Annotated in this window: 26 protein-coding genes; 6 read left to right on the top strand and 20 right to left on the bottom strand. The window is 66.7% G+C overall.

The features are described 5' to 3' along the window. Positions 1 to 15 precede the first annotated feature (15 nt). The 12 genes from EDF21_RS11735 to EDF21_RS11680 form a co-directional block, all read right to left on the bottom strand. Positions 16 to 642: a DUF6226 family protein gene (locus tag EDF21_RS11735; RefSeq protein ID WP_123571454.1), complete on the bottom strand. Its 627-nt coding sequence runs from the start codon at positions 640 to 642 to the stop codon at positions 16 to 18. Between the two features lie 618 nt (positions 643 to 1,260). Continuing rightward, positions 1,261 to 2,763: an apolipoprotein N-acyltransferase gene (gene lnt / locus EDF21_RS11730; protein ID WP_233568479.1), complete on the bottom strand. Its 1,503-nt coding sequence runs from the start codon at positions 2,761 to 2,763 to the stop codon at positions 1,261 to 1,263. 35 nt (positions 2,764 to 2,798) lie between these two features. After that, positions 2,799 to 2,999 carry a hypothetical protein gene (locus tag EDF21_RS11725; protein ID WP_123571452.1) on the bottom strand — a complete coding sequence of 67 codons (201 nt, stop codon included), beginning with the start codon at positions 2,997 to 2,999 and terminating at the stop codon, positions 2,799 to 2,801. 68 nt (positions 3,000 to 3,067) lie between these two features. After that, positions 3,068 to 4,015: a cytochrome c oxidase assembly protein gene (locus tag EDF21_RS11720; protein ID WP_123571451.1), complete on the bottom strand. Its 948-nt coding sequence runs from the start codon at positions 4,013 to 4,015 to the stop codon at positions 3,068 to 3,070. Between the two features lies 1 nt (position 4,016). After that, positions 4,017 to 4,481 (bottom strand): DUF3093 domain-containing protein, encoded by a 465-nt coding sequence (locus EDF21_RS11715; protein ID WP_123571450.1) that lies wholly within the window; start codon positions 4,479 to 4,481, stop codon positions 4,017 to 4,019. Between the two features lie 14 nt (positions 4,482 to 4,495). Next, positions 4,496 to 5,233 carry a cytochrome c biogenesis CcdA family protein gene (locus tag EDF21_RS11710; RefSeq protein WP_123571449.1) on the bottom strand — a complete coding sequence of 246 codons (738 nt, stop codon included), beginning with the start codon at positions 5,231 to 5,233 and terminating at the stop codon, positions 4,496 to 4,498. Then, positions 5,230 to 5,835 carry a TlpA disulfide reductase family protein gene (locus EDF21_RS11705; protein ID WP_123571448.1) on the bottom strand — a complete coding sequence of 202 codons (606 nt, stop codon included), beginning with the start codon at positions 5,833 to 5,835 and terminating at the stop codon, positions 5,230 to 5,232. Before EDF21_RS11705 ends, EDF21_RS11710 begins: the two co-directional genes overlap by 4 nt. Beyond that, positions 5,832 to 7,754 carry a cytochrome c oxidase assembly protein gene (locus tag EDF21_RS11700; RefSeq protein WP_148053699.1) on the bottom strand — a complete coding sequence of 641 codons (1,923 nt, stop codon included), beginning with the start codon at positions 7,752 to 7,754 and terminating at the stop codon, positions 5,832 to 5,834. Before EDF21_RS11700 ends, EDF21_RS11705 begins: the two co-directional genes overlap by 4 nt. Beyond that, positions 7,751 to 8,422 carry a copper resistance CopC family protein gene (locus EDF21_RS11695; protein WP_123571446.1) on the bottom strand — a complete coding sequence of 224 codons (672 nt, stop codon included), beginning with the start codon at positions 8,420 to 8,422 and terminating at the stop codon, positions 7,751 to 7,753. The genes EDF21_RS11700 and EDF21_RS11695 overlap by 4 nt, the downstream gene beginning before the upstream one ends. 8 nt (positions 8,423 to 8,430) lie before the next feature. Further along, entirely contained in the window at positions 8,431 to 8,769 is a 339-nt protein-coding gene (locus tag EDF21_RS11690; RefSeq protein ID WP_123571445.1) for a hypothetical protein, read from the bottom strand. Continuing rightward, positions 8,762 to 9,436, bottom strand: coding sequence for a thioredoxin domain-containing protein (locus EDF21_RS11685; protein WP_123571444.1), 675 nt, complete (start codon positions 9,434 to 9,436; stop codon positions 8,762 to 8,764). Before EDF21_RS11685 ends, EDF21_RS11690 begins: the two co-directional genes overlap by 8 nt. Positions 9,437 to 9,438: 2 nt before the next feature. Beyond that, positions 9,439 to 10,680: a M23 family metallopeptidase gene (locus EDF21_RS11680; protein WP_123571443.1), complete on the bottom strand. Its 1,242-nt coding sequence runs from the start codon at positions 10,678 to 10,680 to the stop codon at positions 9,439 to 9,441. Positions 10,681 to 11,338: 658 nt separating this feature from the next. Between EDF21_RS11680 and EDF21_RS11670 the strand changes: the two genes are divergently transcribed. Both EDF21_RS11670 and EDF21_RS11665 read left to right on the top strand, forming a co-directional pair. Beyond that, positions 11,339 to 11,692, top strand: coding sequence for a metalloregulator ArsR/SmtB family transcription factor (locus EDF21_RS11670; protein WP_191330333.1), 354 nt, complete (start codon positions 11,339 to 11,341; stop codon positions 11,690 to 11,692). Position 11,693: 1 nt separating this feature from the next. After that, on the top strand, positions 11,694 to 12,614 hold the full coding sequence (locus EDF21_RS11665; RefSeq protein WP_123517309.1) for a cation diffusion facilitator family transporter: 921 nt from the start codon (positions 11,694 to 11,696) through the stop codon (positions 12,612 to 12,614). A 12-nt stretch (positions 12,615 to 12,626) separates the two neighbouring features. On the opposite strand, the gene EDF21_RS11660 is transcribed toward EDF21_RS11665, so the two are convergent. Genes EDF21_RS11660 through EDF21_RS11650 form a run of 3 tightly spaced genes read right to left on the bottom strand, consistent with a single transcriptional unit; the run spans position 12,627 to position 14,698 of the window. Continuing rightward, positions 12,627 to 13,307 (bottom strand): cation diffusion facilitator family transporter, encoded by a 681-nt coding sequence (locus EDF21_RS11660; protein WP_123517311.1) that lies wholly within the window; start codon positions 13,305 to 13,307, stop codon positions 12,627 to 12,629. After that, positions 13,304 to 13,657 carry a helix-turn-helix transcriptional regulator gene (locus tag EDF21_RS11655; RefSeq protein ID WP_123517313.1) on the bottom strand — a complete coding sequence of 118 codons (354 nt, stop codon included), beginning with the start codon at positions 13,655 to 13,657 and terminating at the stop codon, positions 13,304 to 13,306. Before EDF21_RS11655 ends, EDF21_RS11660 begins: the two co-directional genes overlap by 4 nt. 39 nt (positions 13,658 to 13,696) lie before the next feature. Further along, entirely contained in the window at positions 13,697 to 14,698 is a 1,002-nt protein-coding gene (locus EDF21_RS11650) for an arsenic resistance protein (protein ID WP_123571441.1), read from the bottom strand. A 95-nt stretch (positions 14,699 to 14,793) separates the two neighbouring features. Here EDF21_RS11650 and EDF21_RS11645 point away from each other — a divergent pair, with 95 nt between their 5' ends. Then, positions 14,794 to 15,195: a MerR family transcriptional regulator gene (locus EDF21_RS11645; protein ID WP_123517316.1), complete on the top strand. Its 402-nt coding sequence runs from the start codon at positions 14,794 to 14,796 to the stop codon at positions 15,193 to 15,195. Here the strand turns inward: EDF21_RS11645 and EDF21_RS11640 are convergent. Genes EDF21_RS11640 through arsB form a run of 5 tightly spaced genes read right to left on the bottom strand, consistent with a single transcriptional unit; the run spans position 15,192 to position 19,258 of the window. Next, positions 15,192 to 15,686, bottom strand: a complete 495-nt coding sequence (locus tag EDF21_RS11640) for a GNAT family N-acetyltransferase (protein ID WP_123571506.1) — start codon at positions 15,684 to 15,686, stop codon at positions 15,192 to 15,194. The genes EDF21_RS11645 and EDF21_RS11640 overlap by 4 nt on opposite strands. 17 nt (positions 15,687 to 15,703) lie before the next feature. After that, positions 15,704 to 17,047 (bottom strand): NAD(P)-binding domain-containing protein, encoded by a 1,344-nt coding sequence (locus tag EDF21_RS11635; RefSeq protein ID WP_123517317.1) that lies wholly within the window; start codon positions 17,045 to 17,047, stop codon positions 15,704 to 15,706. Further along, positions 17,044 to 17,715 carry an arsenate reductase ArsC gene (locus tag EDF21_RS11630; protein ID WP_123517319.1) on the bottom strand — a complete coding sequence of 224 codons (672 nt, stop codon included), beginning with the start codon at positions 17,713 to 17,715 and terminating at the stop codon, positions 17,044 to 17,046. Before EDF21_RS11630 ends, EDF21_RS11635 begins: the two co-directional genes overlap by 4 nt. Before the next feature lie 23 nt (positions 17,716 to 17,738). After that, positions 17,739 to 18,149 (bottom strand): arsenate reductase ArsC, encoded by a 411-nt coding sequence (locus tag EDF21_RS11625; protein WP_055811500.1) that lies wholly within the window; start codon positions 18,147 to 18,149, stop codon positions 17,739 to 17,741. Positions 18,150 to 18,172: 23 nt separating this feature from the next. Further along, the gene (arsB, locus tag EDF21_RS11620) at positions 18,173 to 19,258 is read right to left on the bottom strand and encodes an ACR3 family arsenite efflux transporter (RefSeq protein ID WP_123547510.1); all 1,086 of its coding nucleotides are present in this window, start codon (positions 19,256 to 19,258) and stop codon (positions 18,173 to 18,175) included. 85 nt (positions 19,259 to 19,343) lie between these two features. On the opposite strand from arsB, the gene EDF21_RS11615 reads away from it, so the two are divergent. From EDF21_RS11615 to EDF21_RS11605, 3 genes are all read left to right on the top strand, one after another. Next, the gene (locus tag EDF21_RS11615; protein WP_043594596.1) at positions 19,344 to 19,694 is read left to right on the top strand and encodes a metalloregulator ArsR/SmtB family transcription factor; all 351 of its coding nucleotides are present in this window, start codon (positions 19,344 to 19,346) and stop codon (positions 19,692 to 19,694) included. Between the two features lie 107 nt (positions 19,695 to 19,801). Then, positions 19,802 to 20,449 carry a Panacea domain-containing protein gene (locus EDF21_RS11610; protein ID WP_123571440.1) on the top strand — a complete coding sequence of 216 codons (648 nt, stop codon included), beginning with the start codon at positions 19,802 to 19,804 and terminating at the stop codon, positions 20,447 to 20,449. Positions 20,450 to 20,501: 52 nt separating this feature from the next. Further along, positions 20,502 to 21,101 carry a hypothetical protein gene (locus EDF21_RS11605; RefSeq protein WP_148050073.1) on the top strand — a complete coding sequence of 200 codons (600 nt, stop codon included), beginning with the start codon at positions 20,502 to 20,504 and terminating at the stop codon, positions 21,099 to 21,101. Positions 21,102 to 21,128 lie beyond the last annotated feature (27 nt).

Genomic DNA, 21,128 nt, shown 5'->3' with positions numbered 1-21,128 from the left:
TCGCGAGCCCTGGTGTCAAGTGAGCCAGGGGCCTCCGGTGATCATGAGGCGGCCGATGCTCGTTCCTGCCCGAGCCTTGTCGATGAGTGTGTCGAAGTCCTGCGAGCCTGACGCGGACCAGCCGTTCACGCCGACAGTCAGCTTCCAGTCCTTGCCTTCGGCGTACAAGAAGCTTCCATCGATGATCCCCGTGAACAGGTCGTCGATCGCGCTCAGCAGGTAGTCGCTCCCGCTGTCGCACGCGTCGCAGCCGCAGAAGGGCTCCATCCCGATCAGGACTGCAGGGTCACCGACTCCGACCGCGACTGCGTCCTCGATACCCTCCATCGAACCCAAGACGACCAACATCGACAGGGCACCCGCTCTGACGGGAGTGACGAGAACGGCCCGCGCGTCGGTGGGTCCGTAGGGCCATGGCGGCGCTTCGACGTCCTGTGCCGTCGCGAGCTCCAGGGCCTTCAGAGCGTCGATCCACGACCTCGCCCTGGCACCCACGACGGCGTAGCGCTCTGGGTCGCTGACTCGGGAGTACTCCTCGTCAGCGATGTTCCGGTGCTCATGAGGGTCATCCCACCGCGTGGCGCCTGAAGGGTGCGCGGTGAACCGCTGAGTGACCTCGGCTAGCAAGTCGTGAATTTCCACGCCCTGAACCTAGCGGCGGTTGCGTCCGGTAGGGGATCGGCTAGCGGACCGCCTCGTCGCCTGGAGAGCCCAAGGTCGTAGCGGTGTTCGCGGTCGCGTCACCTGTCCTCCCTCGATCTGCACGGGCCTGCCGACGCTCTCTCGCCTCAGCATCCTGGCGCTTCTGGGTAGGACTGGTTCTGGCAGTCCCGAGGATGGCCATCCCGAGCAGGGCCAGCACGATGATGAGGGCCACTGGGGCGATGACGATCGAGAGCACGGCGCCTCCGAGAAGTAGTGATGTCTGAAGTTAGCGAACTTCGACAGCGTGGTCGAGGCGGAAGGGCGGGGCCCGATAGGGGATCCTTCCTCGGGCGTCACCGGGGTAGCTTGACTCCAGGGGGTAGCCATGAAGGATGGTCCGGGCGGTCGTGCGGCTCTCGTCGCGGGCATAGTTGCAGCCGTTTTGGTCGCGGGAATGCTGATTTGGGCGGCTCTGAACCGACCTGGGGGCACGGCCGTTTTGCGTTCGCTGGGGTTCAACCCCTAGCCAGAAGCAGCGTCCGGTAGGGGATCGTCTATCGGACACTTGGTCGACCACTTATTACACGAAGCCATCGGTGGCCGTGGCAGTGACGGCTAGCGGCGCGCCTCTCGTCGACGGGAGAAGATGCCGGCGCTCAGCAACGCACCAAGACCGGTGACGCTGATGACAGCCTCCACCTGGTCGCCCCACATCGCAGCCGGAGTCAAAGTTGTCGACAACGGGACAGTTTCCACCAACACCCCGGGACTGAACCAGGGCAGCTCGGCCGTCACTGAACCGTCGGGCGCGATCACAGCGCTGCGCCCGACGGTGGAGATGTTGACGACACTCCGCCCCAGTTCGATGGCCCGAATCTGGGCGATGGCGAGCTGTTGGGCGCTCTGGTCGGAGCGGCCGAAGTCGGCGTTGTTGGACGACGAGAACAGCACCTGGGCCCCTTCAGTGACGGACCGACGGAGCACGTCGTCGTCGACGATGTCGAAGCAAATGCTGATGCCGACTGGGACCCCGGAGATGTCGAAGATGGGGTCAGTTGTCCCTGGGGTGTAGTCGCGAGCGACCATATCGACCAGGTCAGGTGCCAGGGATCGCCAGAACGCGCGGTCAGGGACATACTCGCCGAATGGGACGGGGTGCTTCTTGTCGTAGAAGTCGACAGGGCCACGGCCTGGCTCCCACTGGATCTCCGTGTTGTAGGTCTTTCCGTCACGTTCCGTGATGGCCCATCCGATCAGGGGCGCAGCGGTTGCCTGGGCGATCGCATCGAATGTTGCAGCCGTGTCGTCGTCATCGAGGGGGCTTCGGTCCGTGGCGCCTTCGGGCCAGAGAACAGCATCGAGACGTTCATCGAGAAGGGGCGTGGTGGCGTCGACTTGGGCCTGGGTGAGGTCCCCGGGGTTCCTGTCGTCGAAGTAGCCCGCTGGACCATTCCCTTGCACAGCGCCCACCCGCATCGTCCCTGTCTGTGCGATCGGCCACGCCGGCAGACCCACGAGCAGTGTCGCGGCGGCCACCGGTGCAATCCACCGGCTGGGGTGTCGCAGTGCTCTGGTGCTGACGATCTGCAAAATCATCGCGACAACGAGGACCATGACGAACCCGACACCAGACATCCCTAGCCACGCGAAGGCTTCTCGGAGAGGACTGGTGGCTTGTGACATCGCGGCCCGGCCCCAGGAGAACCCGCCGTACGGCCAGGTGCTCGACACCGCCTCACGCGCGCACCACACTGCCGCCACCACGGCCGGGACCCCGAGGCAGGCTCCCCACGGGCCTGGCCACGACTGGGGGAGCCACCGATACGCCAGGGTGATTGCCGTGCATCCCGCCGCGAACAGCAACGCCTGCAAGAGAACTAGCGCTGCGATCGGGACTGGCCCGAGGAAGAGCGCTACCCACTGAATGTGGAAACCGTAGAACGAAACGCCCGCGACAAGCCCGACAGCGAACCCTGCCCCTGCGCGTCTTCCGGGGAGGGCCGCCAGGATCAAGCCGATCCCCAGGAAGGCTAATGGCCACCAGTTCTTGTCGGGAAAGGCGCCATCGAGAACGGCTCCACCTGCTGCCGCGGCCGCGAAAGCAGCAGGCAGCGGCATGACCGCGGGAGCCGTCGATACCTCGACTGGCGGCCTCATGTGCCGTCGAGGTTTTCTGGCGCGTCGCCACGTCGCTGCGCGTCCCGCTCGCGTTCTTCCTTGTCGATCGCAGCGTAGGCCTGCCGTTCGTTGCGGTCCGCGCGCACGAGTGCCCGGACGACGAACCAGAAGATGAGCCCCACAACCAGGCTCGGGACAACGGAGAAGATAGCTGAGCCCCAGAACGATTCAGGCATGAGTGGCGTCCTTCGTTGCGACGGGTGGCTGAGTGAGACCTGTGGCCCGTGCCGGTGGCCGACGTGTCCTATTCATCTCGGCCGCCATGGTTGATGTTCCTGAGGTAGGCGTTGTAGTCGTCGAGTTCGGTGTCACCTTCGACGTCGGCCCGTTTCGCCGCTCTTGCGGCTTTTCGGGTGTCCTGTCGCTGCCAGCGGGCGAGGCTGACGAGGAGGATCACCACGACGGGGAGTTCCCCGTACGTCCACACCAGGGCCCCGGCGAGCTGCTGATCGCGGAGGGCATCTATGCCAAGGCTGGGTGAAGGCGAGCTGAAGGCTGCGACGAGAGGGGCGCTGCTGAAGATCAGGGTGAGGCCGAAGGCGGCGTGGATCTGCATCTCGAGGAACGCGTCGAAGACCCGAATGACGTAGGACGTCTGTCGAGGCAGCGGGTCTGTGGACACCAGGGGCACCATGACCACCACCCCGACAGCGACGAAGCCGATTTGCAAGGCCGCTCGTCCTGTTTCCGTGGCGAGGAGCGCGTCGATGGCGCCGGTCAGGTAGAGCCCGAACAGCGGAACCAGCAGCAGAGGGAACACGGCGATCGGGTTCACGACTGCACGGGCGAAGCTCGATCGGAGCGCCCCGACAACTGCCCGAAGTGCGATAAGTCCTACGCCGTGCCGGGGCAGGCCCCGCAGCAGCACCGTTCCTGGTCGTCCGAGGATGAGCAGCGGCGGCACGATCATCAGCAGCGTCAGCTGCTGAAACATGAACGCCGAGAACAGCTCCCGGCTGTACGTCTGCACCCCCGTTGCCGTGACCAGGACGATGAGTACGCAACCCAGAACGAACACCGTCGCCTGCCCGACACCAGGGCCACGCCGGCCAGGAGCAAGGGTCCGGTCTCGGCGTCGCGCCCGGCGAAACAGGAGCACGTAGCCGGCTGCCAACAGGGCGGCGCCGATCGCGACAGGGGACACCGGCCCCTGGGCCCAGCCCAGCAGAACGGCGAGGTCAAGTGACGGCATCTCAGGCGCCCTCCTTCGAGCGGGTCACCGTGGCCAGGGCCGCCGCGAGTTCGTCGGGGTGCCGGGTGGACACGAGCCAGTACGGTGCCGGGTCTGTCTCGTCGAGAAGCTCGATCTTCACCACGGGATGCACCCACCCCCGGAACAGCGTCCACGCCCGGGCGTCCAAGCGGGGCCCGCGTTGCTGTGTGGCTTCCCCGCCGGTGTAGGTGGTGACTGTCCCGATCTCGTCAGGTGTGAGCCGGGCGGGACCGGCGAAGAACCCATCTGGGGTGACCTGGACGACGGGCGAGGTACCGATGAAGGCTGCGACAGAGCCGAGGTAGAGCACGGCCGCGACGATGATCCCGGCGGTGACGTTGATGGGCAGGAACACCAAGAAGGTGGCGGGGATCACCAGCACGATCGCGACGTAGAACGCCGGAGAGGGGGTGAGTCGTTCGCGGTGCAGAGGGAGGGAGGTCATGGGTTCCTGGTCGGTCAGAGGGGGAGGACGAAGCCGTTGATGAGGCCCTGCAGTTGGTAGATCAGGGCCGTCCAGATGCCGGTGGCCATGGCGATGCCGACGGCGATGAGGGCGGCGCCGCCGGCGAGGTTGATGGCGCGGATGTGGCGTTTGACGAACGCCACCGACCCGGTCACCCAGGACAGGCCCAGGGCGACCAGCACGAAGGGCAACCCGAGACCTATGCAGTACGCCAACCCGAGGAGGGCCCCGCGTCCTGCGGAGCCACTGCTGAGGCTGAGAGCTGAGATCGCGGCAAGGGTCGGCCCGAAGCAGGGGGTCCATCCCAGGCCGAAGACGACTCCGAGAAGAGGTGCGCCGGCAAGGCCGGTGACGGGCCGCCACCGCGGAGTCAGGGAGCGCTGTAGGAAGCTGACCTGTCCGATGAACACCAGCCCCATCAGGATCACGACGATTCCGAGGATGCGGGTGACGAGGCCCTGCCACTGGATCAGCCACACACTCAGCGCCCCAAACAGGGCCCCGTAGGCGATGAACACTGCAGCGAACCCCGCCACGAACAGGCCCACTCCGATCAGGAGCCGTCTTTTACCTGTCTTCGCGGTGGGGTCGGCGAGCCCCCCGACGTAGCCGAGGTAGCCAGGGACCAGGGGCAGAACGCAGGGGCTCACGAAAGAGACCAGCCCGGCCAGGAGGGCGATCGGGACGGCAAGGAGGAGCTGGCCGTCGAAGACGGTGTCGGCGAGGTTCACGGGGTCTCGTCGAGGACGGTGGTGATGAGGGAGTTGAGGATGGATTTCTCGGCTCGGCCGGTAATCCGGGCGGCTGCCCGGCCCTCTCGGTCGACGACGATCGTGGTGGGAACGGCGTTCGGGGACACCTGGCCGGCGAAGGCCAGCTGCACGGCGCCGTCGTTCGCGTCGATAACGGACGGGTAGGTGATGTCGAACCGCTTGGCAAAAGCAACCGCGGTGTCCGCTTGATCGCGGATGTTCACTCCGATGAAGGAGACGTCTTGGTCCTGGTACTGCTGGTGCAACGCTTCAAGATCGGGTGCTTCGGCTCGGCACGGGGGACAAGCGGCGTACCAGAAATTGACCACCATCACGTCGCCGTCGTAGTCGGCTGAGTCCAGCGGTTCGCCGAGGTCCGTGGTGCTGGTGAAGGAGATCGGTTCACCCCTGTTGGCCGGAGGGATCTCCACCACGGTGCCGTCGCCGCCGATGTAGTTCTTCGCGGACCCGTCCGCGTACTGTTCCGCGACAGAATCGCTCGAGCCGCAACCCGACGTGACGATGGACACCGTGGCGACCAGCGCGGCGGCGACAAAGGTTCGGATGGTGTGATGTGTCATGAATGTGAGTCCTCCGAAGTAAGGGACGGGGTGGCGGCGCGGGGCCCGGTGAGAGCACGGAGGGCCAGGACTGCCGCGGTGAGAGCTGTGGTGGCGGCGCTGATGAGGAGGATGACGCTCCCGAGGCGCTGATCGGCGTCGGCGGCGGGGTGTCCGCCGGGGTTCATCGTCTTAAACCAGTCGAGCATCACGGTCGACCCCAAAAGAGTCACCGCGGTACCCGCAAGAGCACCCGCGGCGAGGCCGCCGATCAGGGCGATGTCGCCAGCTCTGCGGCCGGTCAGTGCCCGTCGGAGAGCGGACCCCAGCACGGCGCCAGCGACAACGACAGCCGTCAGGACGACGACACGTCCGAGGGGCTCAGTCACCGCCCAGCGCATGCCCGCCGGGATCATGGCCAGCACCACGGTCACCAGCACGACCAGGCCGACCCCGAGCGGGCTGTCGTCGAACAGACCCAGGGGCCGGCGAAGGAGGAACGTGGCCCACTCTCGGGGGCCTCTCGTCCCGTCTTCTCTGAGTCTGAGGGTCGCTAGAGCAAGATGCCCCGGGCGTCCCTGAGCGATGCAGGCCCCCGCGAGCAGAAGCGCCACGATCGTCAGTACGTAGGAGCTGAGGAGGTACGTGGCGTAGATCGACAGCGGCCCACACGTCACCCACAGGACGACGAGCAGGCCCGCTAGGAAGGGCGCACTGCGATGCCACGACCAGGGCGTCCCGGCCCGGCGTTGCGCACGGGTGGCGAGGAGGTAGGTCGCTGCGGAGAAGATGATGAGGAGGAGCCAGAAGGGATCTGGTTGACCTTGGAACACGGTGACCCAGCTCGGCGGTGCAGGGAAGACCGACCCGGTGAGGGATTCAGCCGCGGTCACTGGACCCGTCTCGTAGATCTCTTGCTCAGCGCCAGGAGGCGCGGTGCGGGCGAGGACGCCGGCAAGACCGGACGCGACACCCATGAACGTGACCTCCACGGCAGCTAGAGCCCAGAAGAGACGCGTTCGGCCGGTGTGGATGTGCGGCAGCAGCCACGTGCGGAAGAGGGCAGCGAGGATGCCGGCGAGGACCAACACAACGACCTTGCCGAGGACGATGAGGCCGTAGGAGGTGGTGGTGAGCGTTGCGGGGTCGGTGATGCGGATGGTGGCACTGACGAGGCCCGAGAGTGCCACGGCGACGAAGGCCGCGAACGCGATTGCCGAGTAGCGGCGGAGGACGACGGGGAACAGGTGGCCGGGGAGGGTTCGTCTGAGCCAGACGAGGGCGACGAGGCCGCCGACCCAGATCGAGGCGAACAGGACGTGCATCAGGATCGACACAACCGCGAGGTTGTGGGACGCCGAACCCGCTGCATGCCCTTGCTGGGCCAGAGGTATCAGGGCCAAGGCGCTCACCCCCGCGAGGGCTGCTGCGTGTCCGGGGGAGTGGGTGAGTGACGCCCACACGGTGACGAGGACTGCTGCGGCAATGGTGGTCGTCCACGCCTGGCCGAGCTCGATGCCGGTGCTGTAGAAGGAGAATTGCGACCAGAAAGCGGCAGTTCCTGCTTCGTTAAGGGGAACGCCGCTGATGTTGGCGAACGTGAACACGCTGGCAACGAAGCCCGCGATGGCCCAGACAGCAGCTGAGCTGCGCAGCAGGCGGAACAGGCTTCGCCGTGAGGGCTCGTGAACGGGGACGGCGGCGGCCAGGAGGAACGCAGTACCCAACGCGATCGCGGCCGCACTGTTGCTGATGGTCTTGCTGACCGCATACCCAGACCTGACGATTTCTCCTGGGTCCACGATCAGCACGATTTCGCTTGATTTCACCGCCACCAGCAAAACCGCGACGGTCGCCAGGGCCGCAATCGCGGCCACAACCAGGGTGATTCCTGGTCGGGGATTGCTCGTGATGCGGCGAGCATGAAGTGGCGTGCTCACTCCTCAGTGCCAGCTGTCTCCGGGGCCGCCATCTCGGCCTTCTTCCGGCGGCGGGCTCGAAGGAGGCGGACCACGATCAAGGGAATCAACATCAACGCAGCGAATGTCGTCACCCCAATGATGAGTGGAATGCTGTTGGTCGAGGCGGGCCCAGCGGCCGTCTGAGTCGGATCTGGTGCCGTCGGTTCTGCCGTGGCGGAGGGCGAAGCGGCGGGTGTGCTCGCGGCGGGGGCCGGTGTCGTAGGGGCAGCTGCGGCGACGGGGCCGGCGTAGGTAAAGGTGTAGGTGCCGGAGATGGTGTGTCCGTCACTCGACACGCTCTGCCACGTCACGGTGTGGAGACCTGCCTCGGTGACCTCGACGGGAACAGAGAGGGTTGTTCCTTCCGCCACGGGGGCGCCTGTGGTGATGGAAGTCCCGGCGGGGTCGGTGACGTTCAACGCGATGGCGTTCGCGAACTCAGCCAACGGTGTTTCCGAGAATGTCAGGGTCACCGAGGACAGTTCGGTCGTCACGGTCTCATCAGCCGCGGGAACTGCTTGGGCGAGTGCGTCATGGGCGGCAGCGGGCCGAGCGTCCAGGACGGCGAGGCCAGCAGCGAGGCCAGCAGCGAGGGCGAGCATGACGAACAGTGCCGTCACGAGGTTTCGAAGAGGGGGGAAGGTCATGGGCTTTCTCAGTTCTCGGGGCAGGTGAAGGTGCCGAAGGCGCCGTCGTGGTCGCCGGGGCCGAGCTCGGCGCAGACACCGGTCTGGCCGGCAAAGACGGCTTGGAAGTAGATGACCCCAGCGACGAACGCCGCAGTCGTGGCCAGGCCAACGATCATCCCGACCAAAGCGACCGTGTTCTTTTCACCTGCTCGACGCGAGCGGATGAACGCGACAAGGCTGACGACGAAACCGACCGGGCCTGCGATGCAGGCCAGCAGCAGCCCGAGGACGGCCAGCGTGCGGAGGTTCGGCGGGGGAGCAGCGACGGGTTGCGCTTTCCGGGCGCGCCCGCGGTTCCTAGCCACCGGCGACTGCGCTTTCCACTGCCTTGTCGAGGTCGTCGACGGCGGTGAGTTCGATCATCTGACCGTCGACAAAGAACGTCGGGGTGCCGGTGACTCCGAGCGCGGTGCCCTCCGCCCGGTCGGCGACCACACGCTCCAGGGTCGCCGGGTCGGCCACCGCCTCGTCGAACGCCGCCATGTCGAGCCCAAGGTCCTCAGCGAACGTACGGAACAGGGCTGCTTCTGATTCCTGCTTCTCGCCCCATTCGGCCTGGGTCTCGTACATGCGGCCGTACATCGCCTCGAGCTGGCCCTGCTCGGCAGCGGCCTCGACGGCAACGGCCGCGTTCTCAGAGTTCCGGTGCGACGGGATCGGGAAGTAGCGGACCGCGACGTTGATCTGCCCGGCGTACTTCTCCCGGACCTGCTCCACGTACGGGTACATGGCCGCGCACGACTCGCACTCGAAGTCCAGGAACTCCACGACGGTGACGGCATCACCCTCCACCTGGTCGAGGTAGCGGGTGTCATCACGAACGACCTCCGCATTGGCCGGTGCGATCGTGGGGTCGGCCGCGAGGGGTTGCGCGGTGTCGGTGCGGGTGCTGTTAAAGATGATGACCGTGACAACGACAGCGGCTGTGACGATGAGCGCGATGACGGCGACGATGAACTGGTTTTTGACCATGGTCAGACTCCCTTGGTTCTGAGGTAGGCGATGGGGTCGGTGGCGGCTCCGCTCTGGCGGAGCTCGAAGTGGAGGTGGCAACCCGTCGACAGGCCGGCATTGCCGACCTGGGCGATCTGCTGACCGGCGGTGACCTGCTGGCCGACACGGACTTGAACGCCAGAGGAATACATGTGGCCGTAGTTGGTCGACACCCCGCCGGCAGATGTGACGGTGATGAGGTTCCCGAATCCGCCGTAGGCGCCGGCATAGGTGACGGTGCCCGAGGTGGCGGCGTAGATCGCGTTTCCGCAGGAGGCCCCGAAGTCAGCCCCAGCATGCAGTTTCGGGTAGCCAAGGACCGGGTGGATGCGCATGCCGTAGGCCTGATAGCTCGAGTACGCCGTGATCGGCATCGTCCATCCCGAAGGCGACACTGCGGAGGATGTGGGGGCTGCAGGCGCAGGTGTCGCCGCTGATGCTGCGCGGGCGGCGGCGACGCGAGCTGCCGCCTCGGCGGCCGCCTTGGCTCGCGCGGCTTCGGCCGCTGCGTACCCTTGTTCGGCGGTGGCAGTTTCTTGCTTCAACACGGCCAGTTGGGCCTCGAGCTCGATGCTCCGTGTCTCTTGTTCAGCGACGGCGGCTTGCGCGGTGGTCGCCGCGGCAAGCGCGTCGTCGCGGGCCGTCTGCGCGAGACCCTGGAGGCGGTCCCGTTCGGTCGTTGCGACTTGAGCTTGATCGCGCAGGCTGCCGACGGTGTTCACTTTCGCGGTCGCGTTTTCTAGCATCCGGCTCGAGGTCTTCGTCAGCTGCGAAGCCGTTCCGAGCCGGGAAAGCAGGTCATCGGCGTCGCCGCCGGCAACGGCGACGCTCATCGAGACATCAGTCCCGCCGGCACGGCTCAGCGACGCAGCCCACTGGCTGATCTGCCGTTCTGCATTGTCGGCGTCCTGCTCGGCGCGGGCGACGTCGTCAGAAAGGGAACGGAGGGCTTCCGTTGCAGCGTCGGCGGCATCCTGAGCCTCTTGAAGCTCAAGGCCACGCTGATCGGCTGCAGTGGTCAGCGTCTCGGCTTGCTGCCGGAGGCCATCCAGTAGGCCGGTCAATTCGGTGATTTTCTCGGCGGTCGCCGCCTCGTTTGAGCGGGCGGCGATGACGTCATCCCAGGTTGGATAGGCCGCAGCGTGAGAAGGGGTGGCGGTAAGAAAGGTGGCGGCGAGAACGGCTACAAGGGCCGGCGCAGTCACCCTGACGATGCGAAGCATGTAAGGGGTGTCCTCGGTCTCGAAGGAGCACGCCGAACGCCTGATGACTGATCGTCATCGTCCGCCGACGCGCAGGTCGCGATCGGGGAGTGTCTAGATTCGGGAGATGCCCAGCACGGTAAGGCTCACGATCGCCGGGCGTCGCGCATCCGGGACGGAGGGCACTGTTGAGTCGGGGCCGGCGAGTGGATCGAGCGTTCGGGCGGCTGCGCCCCGCATCCGCACCAGGGCAACAGCGAGAGTCACCACGCAGAGGAGGGCCAGGAGGGTACAGGCCAGAACTCCACCGCTGTCAGTGAGCCCGGTCATGGCCTCGTCGCCGACTGACAGTGGAGGGAGGGAAGAGTCTCGAGGGGCCGGGTCGTCGACCGACACGGCCTGCGTCACGCTCGACGCGGCTTGCACCCCGCCGGAGAAGGCGTTGTCGCCGAGGGTGTGGATGCCCAGAACTGCTGCGAGGGTCGCGGCTGTGATGGACAGCAACAGTGCCCAGACCCCGACGGACCACCGTGAACGGGAGGCGCCGGACGTAGTTCTGAACATCACGCCTCCTTCCAGGGTCAGGTCTGACCAAAGGCTAATCAACAACAGGGGTACGTCGCTGCAGAACTGCCCCAAGACTCTAGACATCGAGGCAACGTCGTGTGACCATCTTCGCATGCACGAAGATACGCATCAAGAGGAACTGCACCCGGATGACGCGTTCGTGGAACTTGCCGTCGAAGTGTTCTCCATGCTTGCCGACGCAACCCGTGTCCGGATGATCCTTGCTCTCCGCGACGAAGAGCTATCGGTAAATCATCTGGCCGACATCGTTGACAAATCTCCCACTGCGGTCTCGCAACACCTCGCCAAGCTCCGTATGGCCCGGATGGTCTCGACGCGCCAGGCCGGCAACCGTGTCTTCTACAGGCTCGTCAACGATCACGCCAGCAAGCTCGTCCAAGACGCCATCTTCCAAGCCGAGCACTCCGTCGGCGCCGCTTACCGTCACCACCACGAAGGACACTGACATGGGCGCAGGCCACGATCACGCGGCACCCGGCGGCACCGACCACCGCCGCCGCCTCGCCATCGCCTTCGGGATCACCACCTCGATCCTGATCGTCGAAGTCATCGGCTCGATCATCACGGGAAGCCTGTCGCTCCTGGTCGACGCAGCCCACATGCTCACCGACGCCGGCGGCCTCTTCATGGCGCTTCTCGCAGCCACCCTCATGAAGCGAGCCGCAACCTCAAAAAGAACGTGGGGCTTCCAACGAGCGGAAGTGCTCGCCGCCACAGCCCAAGCGACGGTGCTTCTTGCGGTTGGCCTCTTCGCTCTCGTCGAAGGCATCCGGCGCCTGTTCGAGCCTCCTGCTGTGCCCTCTTCTGAGCTGCTCATCTTCGGCATCATCGGACTCGTGGGCAACATCGTGTCCATCACTGTTCTCACTGCCGGCCGCTCGGCCAACATGAACATGCGGGCAGCGTTCCTCGAAGTCGTCAACGACGCCCTCGGCTCAGTGGCCGTTATCGCCAGCGCCCTCATCATCATGACCACCGGATGGGGCCAAGCCGACGCACTCGCCGGAATGCTCATCGCCGTGCTCATCATCCCCCGCACCATCAAGCTGCTCCGCGAGACAACAGGGGTGCTGATGGAATCGACCCCCACCGGCCTTGACCTCGACGACGTTCGGGCTCACATGCTAGAGCTGCCACACGTCACCGAGGTCCACGACCTGCACGCTTCGCTCGTGGCCACGGGGCTGCCGATCCTGAGTGCGCACGTCACCGTCGAGGATTCCTGCTTCCAAGACGGGCACGCACCTCAGATCCTCGACGACCTCCAGAAGTGCGTCGCTGAACACTTCTCGATCAAGGTCGAGCACTCGACCTTCCAGATCGAGCCCGCCCAGCACGCTCAGCACGAGCACCACACCCACGTCTGAGCTTCCCCGGGGTCAGCAGCAATCGCAGGCCTCGACCTGGCGCTCGCCCGTCAGGGCCGACACGGGCGTCTTGCACGCGTCACCGCGCCAAGCCTCGAGGCCCTCCCGGACGGCGAACACGACGATGACGAGTCCCGCCACTGGATCAGCCCAGGTCCAGCCGAACGCGAGGTTGAGCACGAGGCCGACGAGGACCGCCGCCGACAGGTACGAGCAGATCAGGGTCTGCTTCGAGTCGGCCACCGCCGACGCGGAGCCCAGCTCGGTGCCGGTGCGGCGTTCGACCAGGCTGAGGAATGGCATGATCGCCAGGCTCACCGCGGCGAGCACGATGCCGACGGGGGAGTGGTCGGGTTCGCGGACGCCGGTCAGGGCCAGCACCGCGTCGACGGACACGTAGGCGGCCAGGCCAAAGAACGACACCGCGATGACCCGCAGTGCCAGCCGCTCCCGCTTCTCCGGGTCGGGGGCGGCGAACTGCCACGCGATCGCGGCGGCCGATAGCACCTCCACGATCGAGTCCAGGCCGAAGCCGACCAGGGCCGTCGAGGAGGCGACGGTGCCGGCGGCGATCGCAACGATCGCCTCGATCACGTTGTAAGTGATCGTGATCGCGACGATGATCCGGATCCGACGCTGCAGGAGTAGCCGGCGTGCGGGCTTGAGCAGGGCAGGCAGCGTGGTCGTGCTCATGCGCCGGTTCCGCAGCAAAGGGGGACGTCGCATGCGTCGTCGGTGCAGGGCTCTCCGTCGTCGACGGCGAGCACGACGTCGACAAGGGCAGTGAGTGCCTTCGTGAGGTGAGCGTCAGCGATCTCGTAGCGGGTCGACCGACCCTCGGGAACGGCAACGACGATGCCGCAGCCGCGGAGGCACGAGAGGTGGTTCGACACGTTGGACCGCGTGAGATCGAGCTGCTCTGCCAGAGCGCCGGGGTAGCCGGGCTGGTTCAGGAGGTGCAGCAGGATGCGCGATCGTGTCGGATCGGCCATGGCGCGCCCGAGGCGGTTCATGACGTCGACGCGCGATGAAAGAGTCAGCATGCACTGACTCTACAGTCGACGCTGACTTGACGCGACTGGCTAATTGGGCTCGGGTCTAGATGCCGCCGGTTCGATTCGCCCGGCCGAGCTCGGGGCAAGACGAGGGACGAGTCGGACGAAGATCACCATGCCGATGAGCTCGACGAGCGTCTGGGTCACGACGACGACTGGAGTGAGCGACAGGGACGCCGGCAGGGCCAGCGCCAGCGGGAGGACCACGAGGGAGTTCCTGGTCGCGCCGCTGAACACCAGAGCACGGGTCGCTGGCACGTCAAGGCGGAAGATGCGGCCGGCGCCGATGCCGAGCACTGCCATGACGATGAGGAATCCGGCGTAGAGCGGCACCAGCACGAGCAGCTGGCCCAGGGAGTCTCCGACAGCACCGGCTTGTGAGGCCACGACGGTCAACAGGGTGGCCATCATCAGCGGCACCATCAGGCCGAGCGTCGTCCGCTCGATGACGACCCCGTATCGGTGTCGCCGGGCGAGTGCCTGCACGAGTGCGGCCGCGGTGAGCGGGACGACGATCAGGAGCAGGAACGCCCGGGCGAAGGGGCCGACCTCGACCACGGCGACGCCCTCGGGGCCGATGAACAGCAGCAGGTACAGCGGCAGGAGGAGGATCTGCGCCAGCATCAGCAGCGGCGCCGCGGCGAGGAGTCGTTCTGATGCCCCGCCGGCGAGGCCTGCGAACACGATCACGTAGTCGATGCACGGGGTCAGCAGCACCAGGAGCACCCCGAACAGCAGTGCCGGCTCGTCCGAGACGAACCGGGACAGCCCGTAGGCGACGAGGGGGACGACGACGAAGTTGAGCACCCCGACCGCGGCGAGGAACCGTCCGTCGCGGAGGGATTTCCCGATCGCGGCGAACGGGACCCCGAGGAATGTCGCGAACAGCAGCAGCGCGAGCACGGGCTCGATCGCTCCCTCGAGGTGGTGTGCTCCCGGCACGGTGAGGCCGACGACGCCGGCAGCCAGGATCGCCGCCAGGTAGAGGCCGATTTGCCGGTGTTCGAGCCAGGAGACGACCGCGTTCACGGCTGGACTGGTGTGGGGGAGGAAGGCACGTCAGTGACCGTAGAGGTTCGAGCCGCTTGAAGGTCAAGCGGCGTCGGCAGCTCTAGGGTCGCGGTGTGCGAATCTCCGAGGTCAGCAAGCGCAGCGGCGTCTCCGCAACGGCGCTCCGGTACTACGAGTCCATCGGGCTTTTGACCCCTGCTAGGGCTTTGAATGGGTACCGGGACTACAGCCCGGACGTGCTCAGCCGGCTCGACCTGATCGAGGCCAGCAAGGAACTCGGTCTGCCCCTCGATCAGATCGGCGCGCACCTCAGCACCATGGAATCGACGTCCTGCACCGACGTCCGGGAAGCGCTGCGCCCACTCCTGGCAGAGCAGGTGCGTCAGATCGAGGAGAAGCAGGCCCGGCTCGACGGGCTCCGGTCGCGTCTTGCTCGTGCCGAACACGACCTGGCCGAGTGCCCTGACCGGTCTGAGCGGTGCTCGACCGAGTGCGTCTTCCGAGCTGGCCCCTAGGAGGGGTCGGTGGGTGAGCGTCGTTCGATCAGAACGGTGTCGCGCCACACGCCGGCATAAGGGCCTGCTTCGGAGCGTGCGATCCGTTCCCGCGTCCCGATCCGGCGGAACCCTGCACGGTCGTGGAGGGCCAGGCTTGCCTCGTTCTCAGGGAAGATCGACGACTGCGCGGTCCAGATGCCGGCGGCATCCACCGAGTCAAGGAACGCCCCCAGCAGCGCTCGTCCGACCCCGTGGCCTTGGGCTGCCGCGGCGACGTAGACGGAGTGCTCGACGACGCCGGCATAGGCAGGCCTGGCCGACGTCGCGGACGCCGCCACCCAGCCGAGGACAGCGCCCGTGGTGTCGTCGACTGTCACGAACCGATGCGCGGTGAGCTTGCCGGCATCGAACGCCTCCCATGTCGGGGTACGGGTCTCGAAGGTGGCGTTACCGGTGTCGATGCCCTCTTGGTAGATCCGCTCGACGGCGGGCCAGTCGTCCGGGCTCATGGCCCGGACGGTGACGCTCACGAGCAGCACCCACCTGCTGCCGCTCCGTCGACGGCGCACCCGGAGGCGTCCGGGAGGTTCGTCGAGCAGACACCCGTGTCCGGGAGTTCGAGCTGCACGATCCGGGCGGCTTCGTGGTTGCCGGCGAGTTCGTCCGCGATGGAGCGGACCTGCTCGTAGCCGGTGAGGAGCAGGAACGTCGGGGCGCGGCCGTATGACTTCATGCCGGCGATGTAGAAGTTCGGCTCCGGGTGCCCCAGCTCCGCGACCCCGTGCGGGTAGACCGTGCCGCAGGAATGCAGGTTCGGGTCGATCAGCGGGGCGAGCTGCCGAGGTGCTTCGACGATCTCGTCCAGGGATACCCGGACCTCACGAAGCATGTCGAGGTCAGGGCGGAACCCGGTCGCGTTCACCACCACGTCCGCAGCGACCGTCAGGGGCTCACCGCGTCGACGCCCGACGAGCTGCACGCCGTCAGCGGTCTTGGTCACGTCGTCGACCTCGAACCGGTCCACGAGGGCGATCGGGCCCGCACGGACGAGGTCGCGGACGGCGCTGCCGAGGTCGCCGCGGCCTTCGAGCTGGTCGGCTGCGGACCCGTAGACCCGGGCGGGGGTGCTGCTGCGGATCGCCCACGTGATCGTCGTCCCGGGGGCTTCCTTGGCGAGGGCCGCGAGCTTGATGAGGGTGTTCGCGGCCGAGTGGCCGGCGCCGACGACGACCGTGTGCCGGCCGGCGAACCGGTCCCGGTCGCGGCCGAGGACGTCGGGCAGGGCGTGGCTGATGCTGCCGGCGACGTCGTCGCTGTGGGAGAGGCCGACACCGGAGGAGGTGAGGGTGTTGGGGGTCGTGTAGGTGCCGGAGGTGTCGATGACGGCGCGGGCGAGTTCGTCGCGCACCTCGCCGTGGTGGTCGAGGTGCAGCAGGAACGGCGTCTCGGCACGTCCCGTGGAGCGGGTGCGGTCCATGCCCTGCCGGGACACCGCGGCGACCCGGTGCCCGTATCGGATGCGGCCCGACAGCTCGGGGGTGGCGGCGAGGGGTTCGAGGTAGTCGCGGACGAAGTCGGCACCGTAGGGGAGCTTCTTCGCTGCCGGGGCTTCCCAGTCGGTGGTGTCGAGGAGACGTGCGGCGGCCGGGTCGACGAGGTGCTCCCACGGGGTGAACAGGCGCGTGTGACCCCACGCACGGACCGCCGTTGCGGCACTCGGGCCGGCTTCGTAGATCGCGACGTCGACGCCTCGTTCGAGGAGCTGCGCGGCTGCGGCGAGGCCGACGGGGCCGGCGCCGATGACGGCGACGGGGAGCCCGGCGAGGGTGGGTGCGTCGGTGCGGGGAGGGACAGAGAGGGTGAGGCTCATGCGGGGAGGCCCTTCGATTCAATGCCGAGTTCGGCCAGGAGCGATTCGACGAGCTTGCGAACGTCGTCGCGGATGAGGCGCACCTTCTCGAGGGGGAGCCCGGCGGGGTCGGTGAGGTGCCAGTCGCGGTAGGTCTTGCTGGGGTAGATCGGGCACGCGTCGCCGCAGCCCATCGTGATCACGACGTCGGCTGCCTGCACGACGTCGTCGGTCAGAGGCTTCGGGAACGCCTCGTCAAGGTCCAGGCCCAGCTCCCGCATCGCTTCCGCGACGACGGGGTGGAGGTCCCGGGCGGGCAGGGACCCGGCCGAGCGGACGTGGACGGCACCGCCGGAGAGGACGTTGGTGAACACGGCTGCCATCTGGGAGCGGCCGGCGTTCTGCTCGCAGACGAACAGCACCTCCGGAACCGTCCGCTCGATCGCCCCGGTGGCCTGCCCGAGGGCGGTCAGTCGGTCGATAGCGAACCGGGTCGCGTTGGTGGTCAGGTGCGCCCGGACCTGCGCTGTGCGAAGGAGAGCCGTGTAGGACTCGAGCACGTACCGCTCGATCGTCTCGGGCCCGAAGATGCCCTCGAACCGGGTGGCGAGGTCGCCCGCGGCACGCTTGAGTGCGTCCTCGGGGAAGGCAAGGCCCGGCAGGCCGCGCCTCGTGGTCAGGTCCGTCATCGTCGTCTCCTCGCAGCTCAGGGTCAGGCGGTCGCGGGTGCGATCTCGGCCAGGAGGGCCTGGATGCGGCCCTTGATGTCGTCGCGGATGGGGCGGACGTCCTCGATGCCGCGGCCGGCGGGGTCGGTCAGCTCCCAGTCCTCGTAGCGCTTGCCGGGGAAGATCGGGCACGCGTCGCCGCAGCCCATCGTGATCACGACGTCGCTGTCCCGGACGGCCTCGGTGGTGAGGACCTTGGGCTGGTTCCCGGCGATGTCGATGCCCTCTTCGGCCATGGCCTGGATCGCGATCGGGTTGATCTGGTCCTTGGGCTCGCTGCCGGCGGAGAGGACGTCGACGCGGTCGCCGGCGAGGGCCTGCATGTAGCCGGCGGCCATCTGTGAGCGGCCGGCGTTGTGGACGCAGACGAACAGGACGGTGGGCTTGGTGCTCATGACGGGTTCCTTCGGGTGAGGGGTCAGACCCGTTCAGCGATGCGCGCTGCCGGGGCGGGGGAGGGGAACAGGCGTGGCCGGAGCCACAGGGACAGGTACACCAGCGCCACGAGCGCCGGGACCTCGATCAGGGGGCCGACGATGCCGGCGAGGGCCTGGCCGGAGGTTGCTCCGAACGTGCCGACCGCGACGGCGATCGCCAGCTCGAAGTTGTTTCCCGCGGCCGTGAACGCCAGCGTCGCGGTCCGCTCGTAGGCCAGGCCGATCGCGCGTCCGGTGAAGAACGCGACGAGGAACGTGACGGCGAAGTACACCAGCAACGGCAGGGCGATGCGGACGACGTCGAGAGGCCGGTCAACGACTTGCTGGCCTTGGAGGGCGAACAGCATCACGATCGTGAAGAGCAGCCCGTAGAGGGCGAAGGGGCCGATCTTCGGCAGGAACCGTGTCTCGTACCAGGTGCGCCCCTTGGTCGCTTCCCCGATGCGGCGGGAGAGGTAGCCGGCGAGGAGGGGGATACCGAGGAAAACCAGGACGCTGAGGGTGATGGACCAGATGCTGAACGACGCGCTGGTTGTGGGGAGTCCGAGCCAGGCGGGGAGGATCTGGAGGTAGAACCAGCCGAGGCCGGCGAAAGCGACGACCTGGAACACCGAATTGAGGGCCACGAGGAACGCGGCCGCCTCTCGGTCACCGCAGGCGAGGTCGTTCCAGATCAGCACCATGGCGATGCACCGGGCGAGGCCCACGATGATCAGACCCGTGCGGTACTCCGGCAGGTCGGGCAGGAACACCCACGCCAGGGCGAACATGAGCGCAGGCCCGACGACCCAATTCATGACGAGTGACGACACCAGGAGGCGCCGGTCGCCGGCTATGGCGCGGGTGTCGGAGTAGCGGACCTTCGCCAGCACCGGGTACATCATTACCAGCAGTCCGACCGCGATCGGGACGCTCACCTGTCCCACCTGGAACGAGTGCAGCAGTTCACCGAACGCCGGCACGAACACGGCCAGCAGCAGCCCTGCGCCCATGGCGGCGAGGATCCACACGGGGAGGAAGCGGTCAGCGGTCCCGAGCTGGGCAGGCGCGGTGGGGGTGATCGTCATGCAGCTCCGTAGATCGATGAGTGTCGATGTGTTGAGCCTGCCCCAACCCATCGACGACTGTCAATCTGTGTGGAAGAGTGTTCACATGCCCGTTGCCGAACTCCTGCCCCTTACGGACGTGACCGCGTGCTGCGCACCGCTGGCCCGCGAGGCGATGGACGCGGAGAACGCCGAGAAGCTGGCCCGCAGCCTGAAAGCCATCGCGGACCCGGCCCGGCTCCGGCTCATCTCGATGGTTGCCGCGCACGACGGGGCCGAGGCGTGCGTGTGTGACCTCACCGAACCTCTCGGGCTCAGCCAGCCGACTGTGTCGCACCACCTGAAGGTCCTCGTCGACGCCGGCATCCTCACTCGCGACAAGCGCGGGATCTGGGCGTACTACGCGCTCGTCCCTGGGGCCCTCGATTCCCTCGGCAAGCTCCTTGTAACGGCCTGAGTTCTGCTGCGTTTTCCCTCGTCTCTTGGCTGGCGCATGCACTCGAGATGCCGCATGGCTTACAGCTGGAGGGAATCAACATCGCGTAGTGTGAGTTGATCTCGTTGATGGGAATCATGACGAATGGGGGGTTGACCGTGGAGCGGACCGTTGCGGCTGCATCGATTGCGTCACGTCTGCTCGTCGCCGCGAACCACGATGGTCGAAGTCTCACCAACCTGCAACTGCAAAAGCTCGTCTTCCTTGTTCAGAGCAAGGGGCTGTCAGAGCGACATGCGCCGACGTTCCGAGAGCCGGTTCAGGCCTGGAAAAACGGCCCCGTGGTCAAGCCTCTCTACGGCTTGTACAAGGAGTACCACGATCAGCCAATAGCCCACATCGACACCTCAGCCATCAGCGTCGAGGAGTTGCGTGAGGAAGTCATCGATGACGTCGAAGACGTGTGGTCGCTTTTTGGAGATATGACCGGGGGCGCGCTCTGGACACTGACCCATGAGCCGGGCCGAGTGTGGGACAAGCATTACCGCGAGGGTTCGCTGAACATTGAACTGCCTCAGCCGGAGATCGGAAGCGACTGGGCCGCGTACCGGCGGGTAGCGGAGCTTCGCAAGGCTGGGCGGTTGCGGGCCTCCGAACATGCCGCGATTGAGCATCCGTCGCTCGGCACTGCTCAATTTGCTACGACATCTGGTCCCGCCTACGAGGCAGCAAAGTCACGATTCCGCCTTTCGCGGCCCGTTAGGCGTGCCAACTGACGCAGGGACGGGATCGCCAGCTAGGGCTTCACGCCTTGTAGTCATCCTGGACGTGAACGTCTACCTCGACGCCGCCCGAGTCGTCGGCGCGCCGTTCACCTGGGAGCGGCTCGTGGCAGCAGGGGTCCGGGCGCGAGCCGATGGAGTTCCGCACCGTAGGGATCCGGGACTTGACAGCGTGTTGACCATCCTCGCCTGCGCGGGCGGCCAGCACGCAGACGGGCGCAGCCTGAGTGTCTGGACGAGCGACCACATCAACCTCATGGTCGCGTCTAAGGCTGCCCATCCCACATCGGGCGTCGGGAACCCAGGTCTTGGATGGCTAGACGCCGATGCCCAGACCTTGCTCGAGGACCTCGTTTGGGAAGTCGTCATTCGCTCGGAGGGTGACACGGTGGGTGAGATCGTGAGCGCCTACGGGGATCCGCCGCTCGATCATGAAGATGGGACGGTGTACGCAACCGCCCGGGATGCCGACGATCCTGATGATGGCTACGTCGACCGCGTGTGCATCACTCGTGACACCGGCTTCCTCAACGCTTCACTCCCAGGCCTGATCCAGGTTGTTTCGCCCAGCACGTGGATCCTGGAATACCAGGCTGAAGAGCGCAAGCGAGCTATGCGTCGTCTTGGCGCCGCCCGTCCGCATTGAACCTCACCATTCCTTCTGGCTTTGTCG

The organism is Frigoribacterium sp. PhB118, from assembly GCF_003751725.1.
Lineage (GTDB): Bacteria > Actinomycetota > Actinomycetes > Actinomycetales > Microbacteriaceae > Frigoribacterium.
Note: the sequence above shows the minus strand (reverse complement) of the source record. Positions and strands in the feature narration are given on the sequence as shown.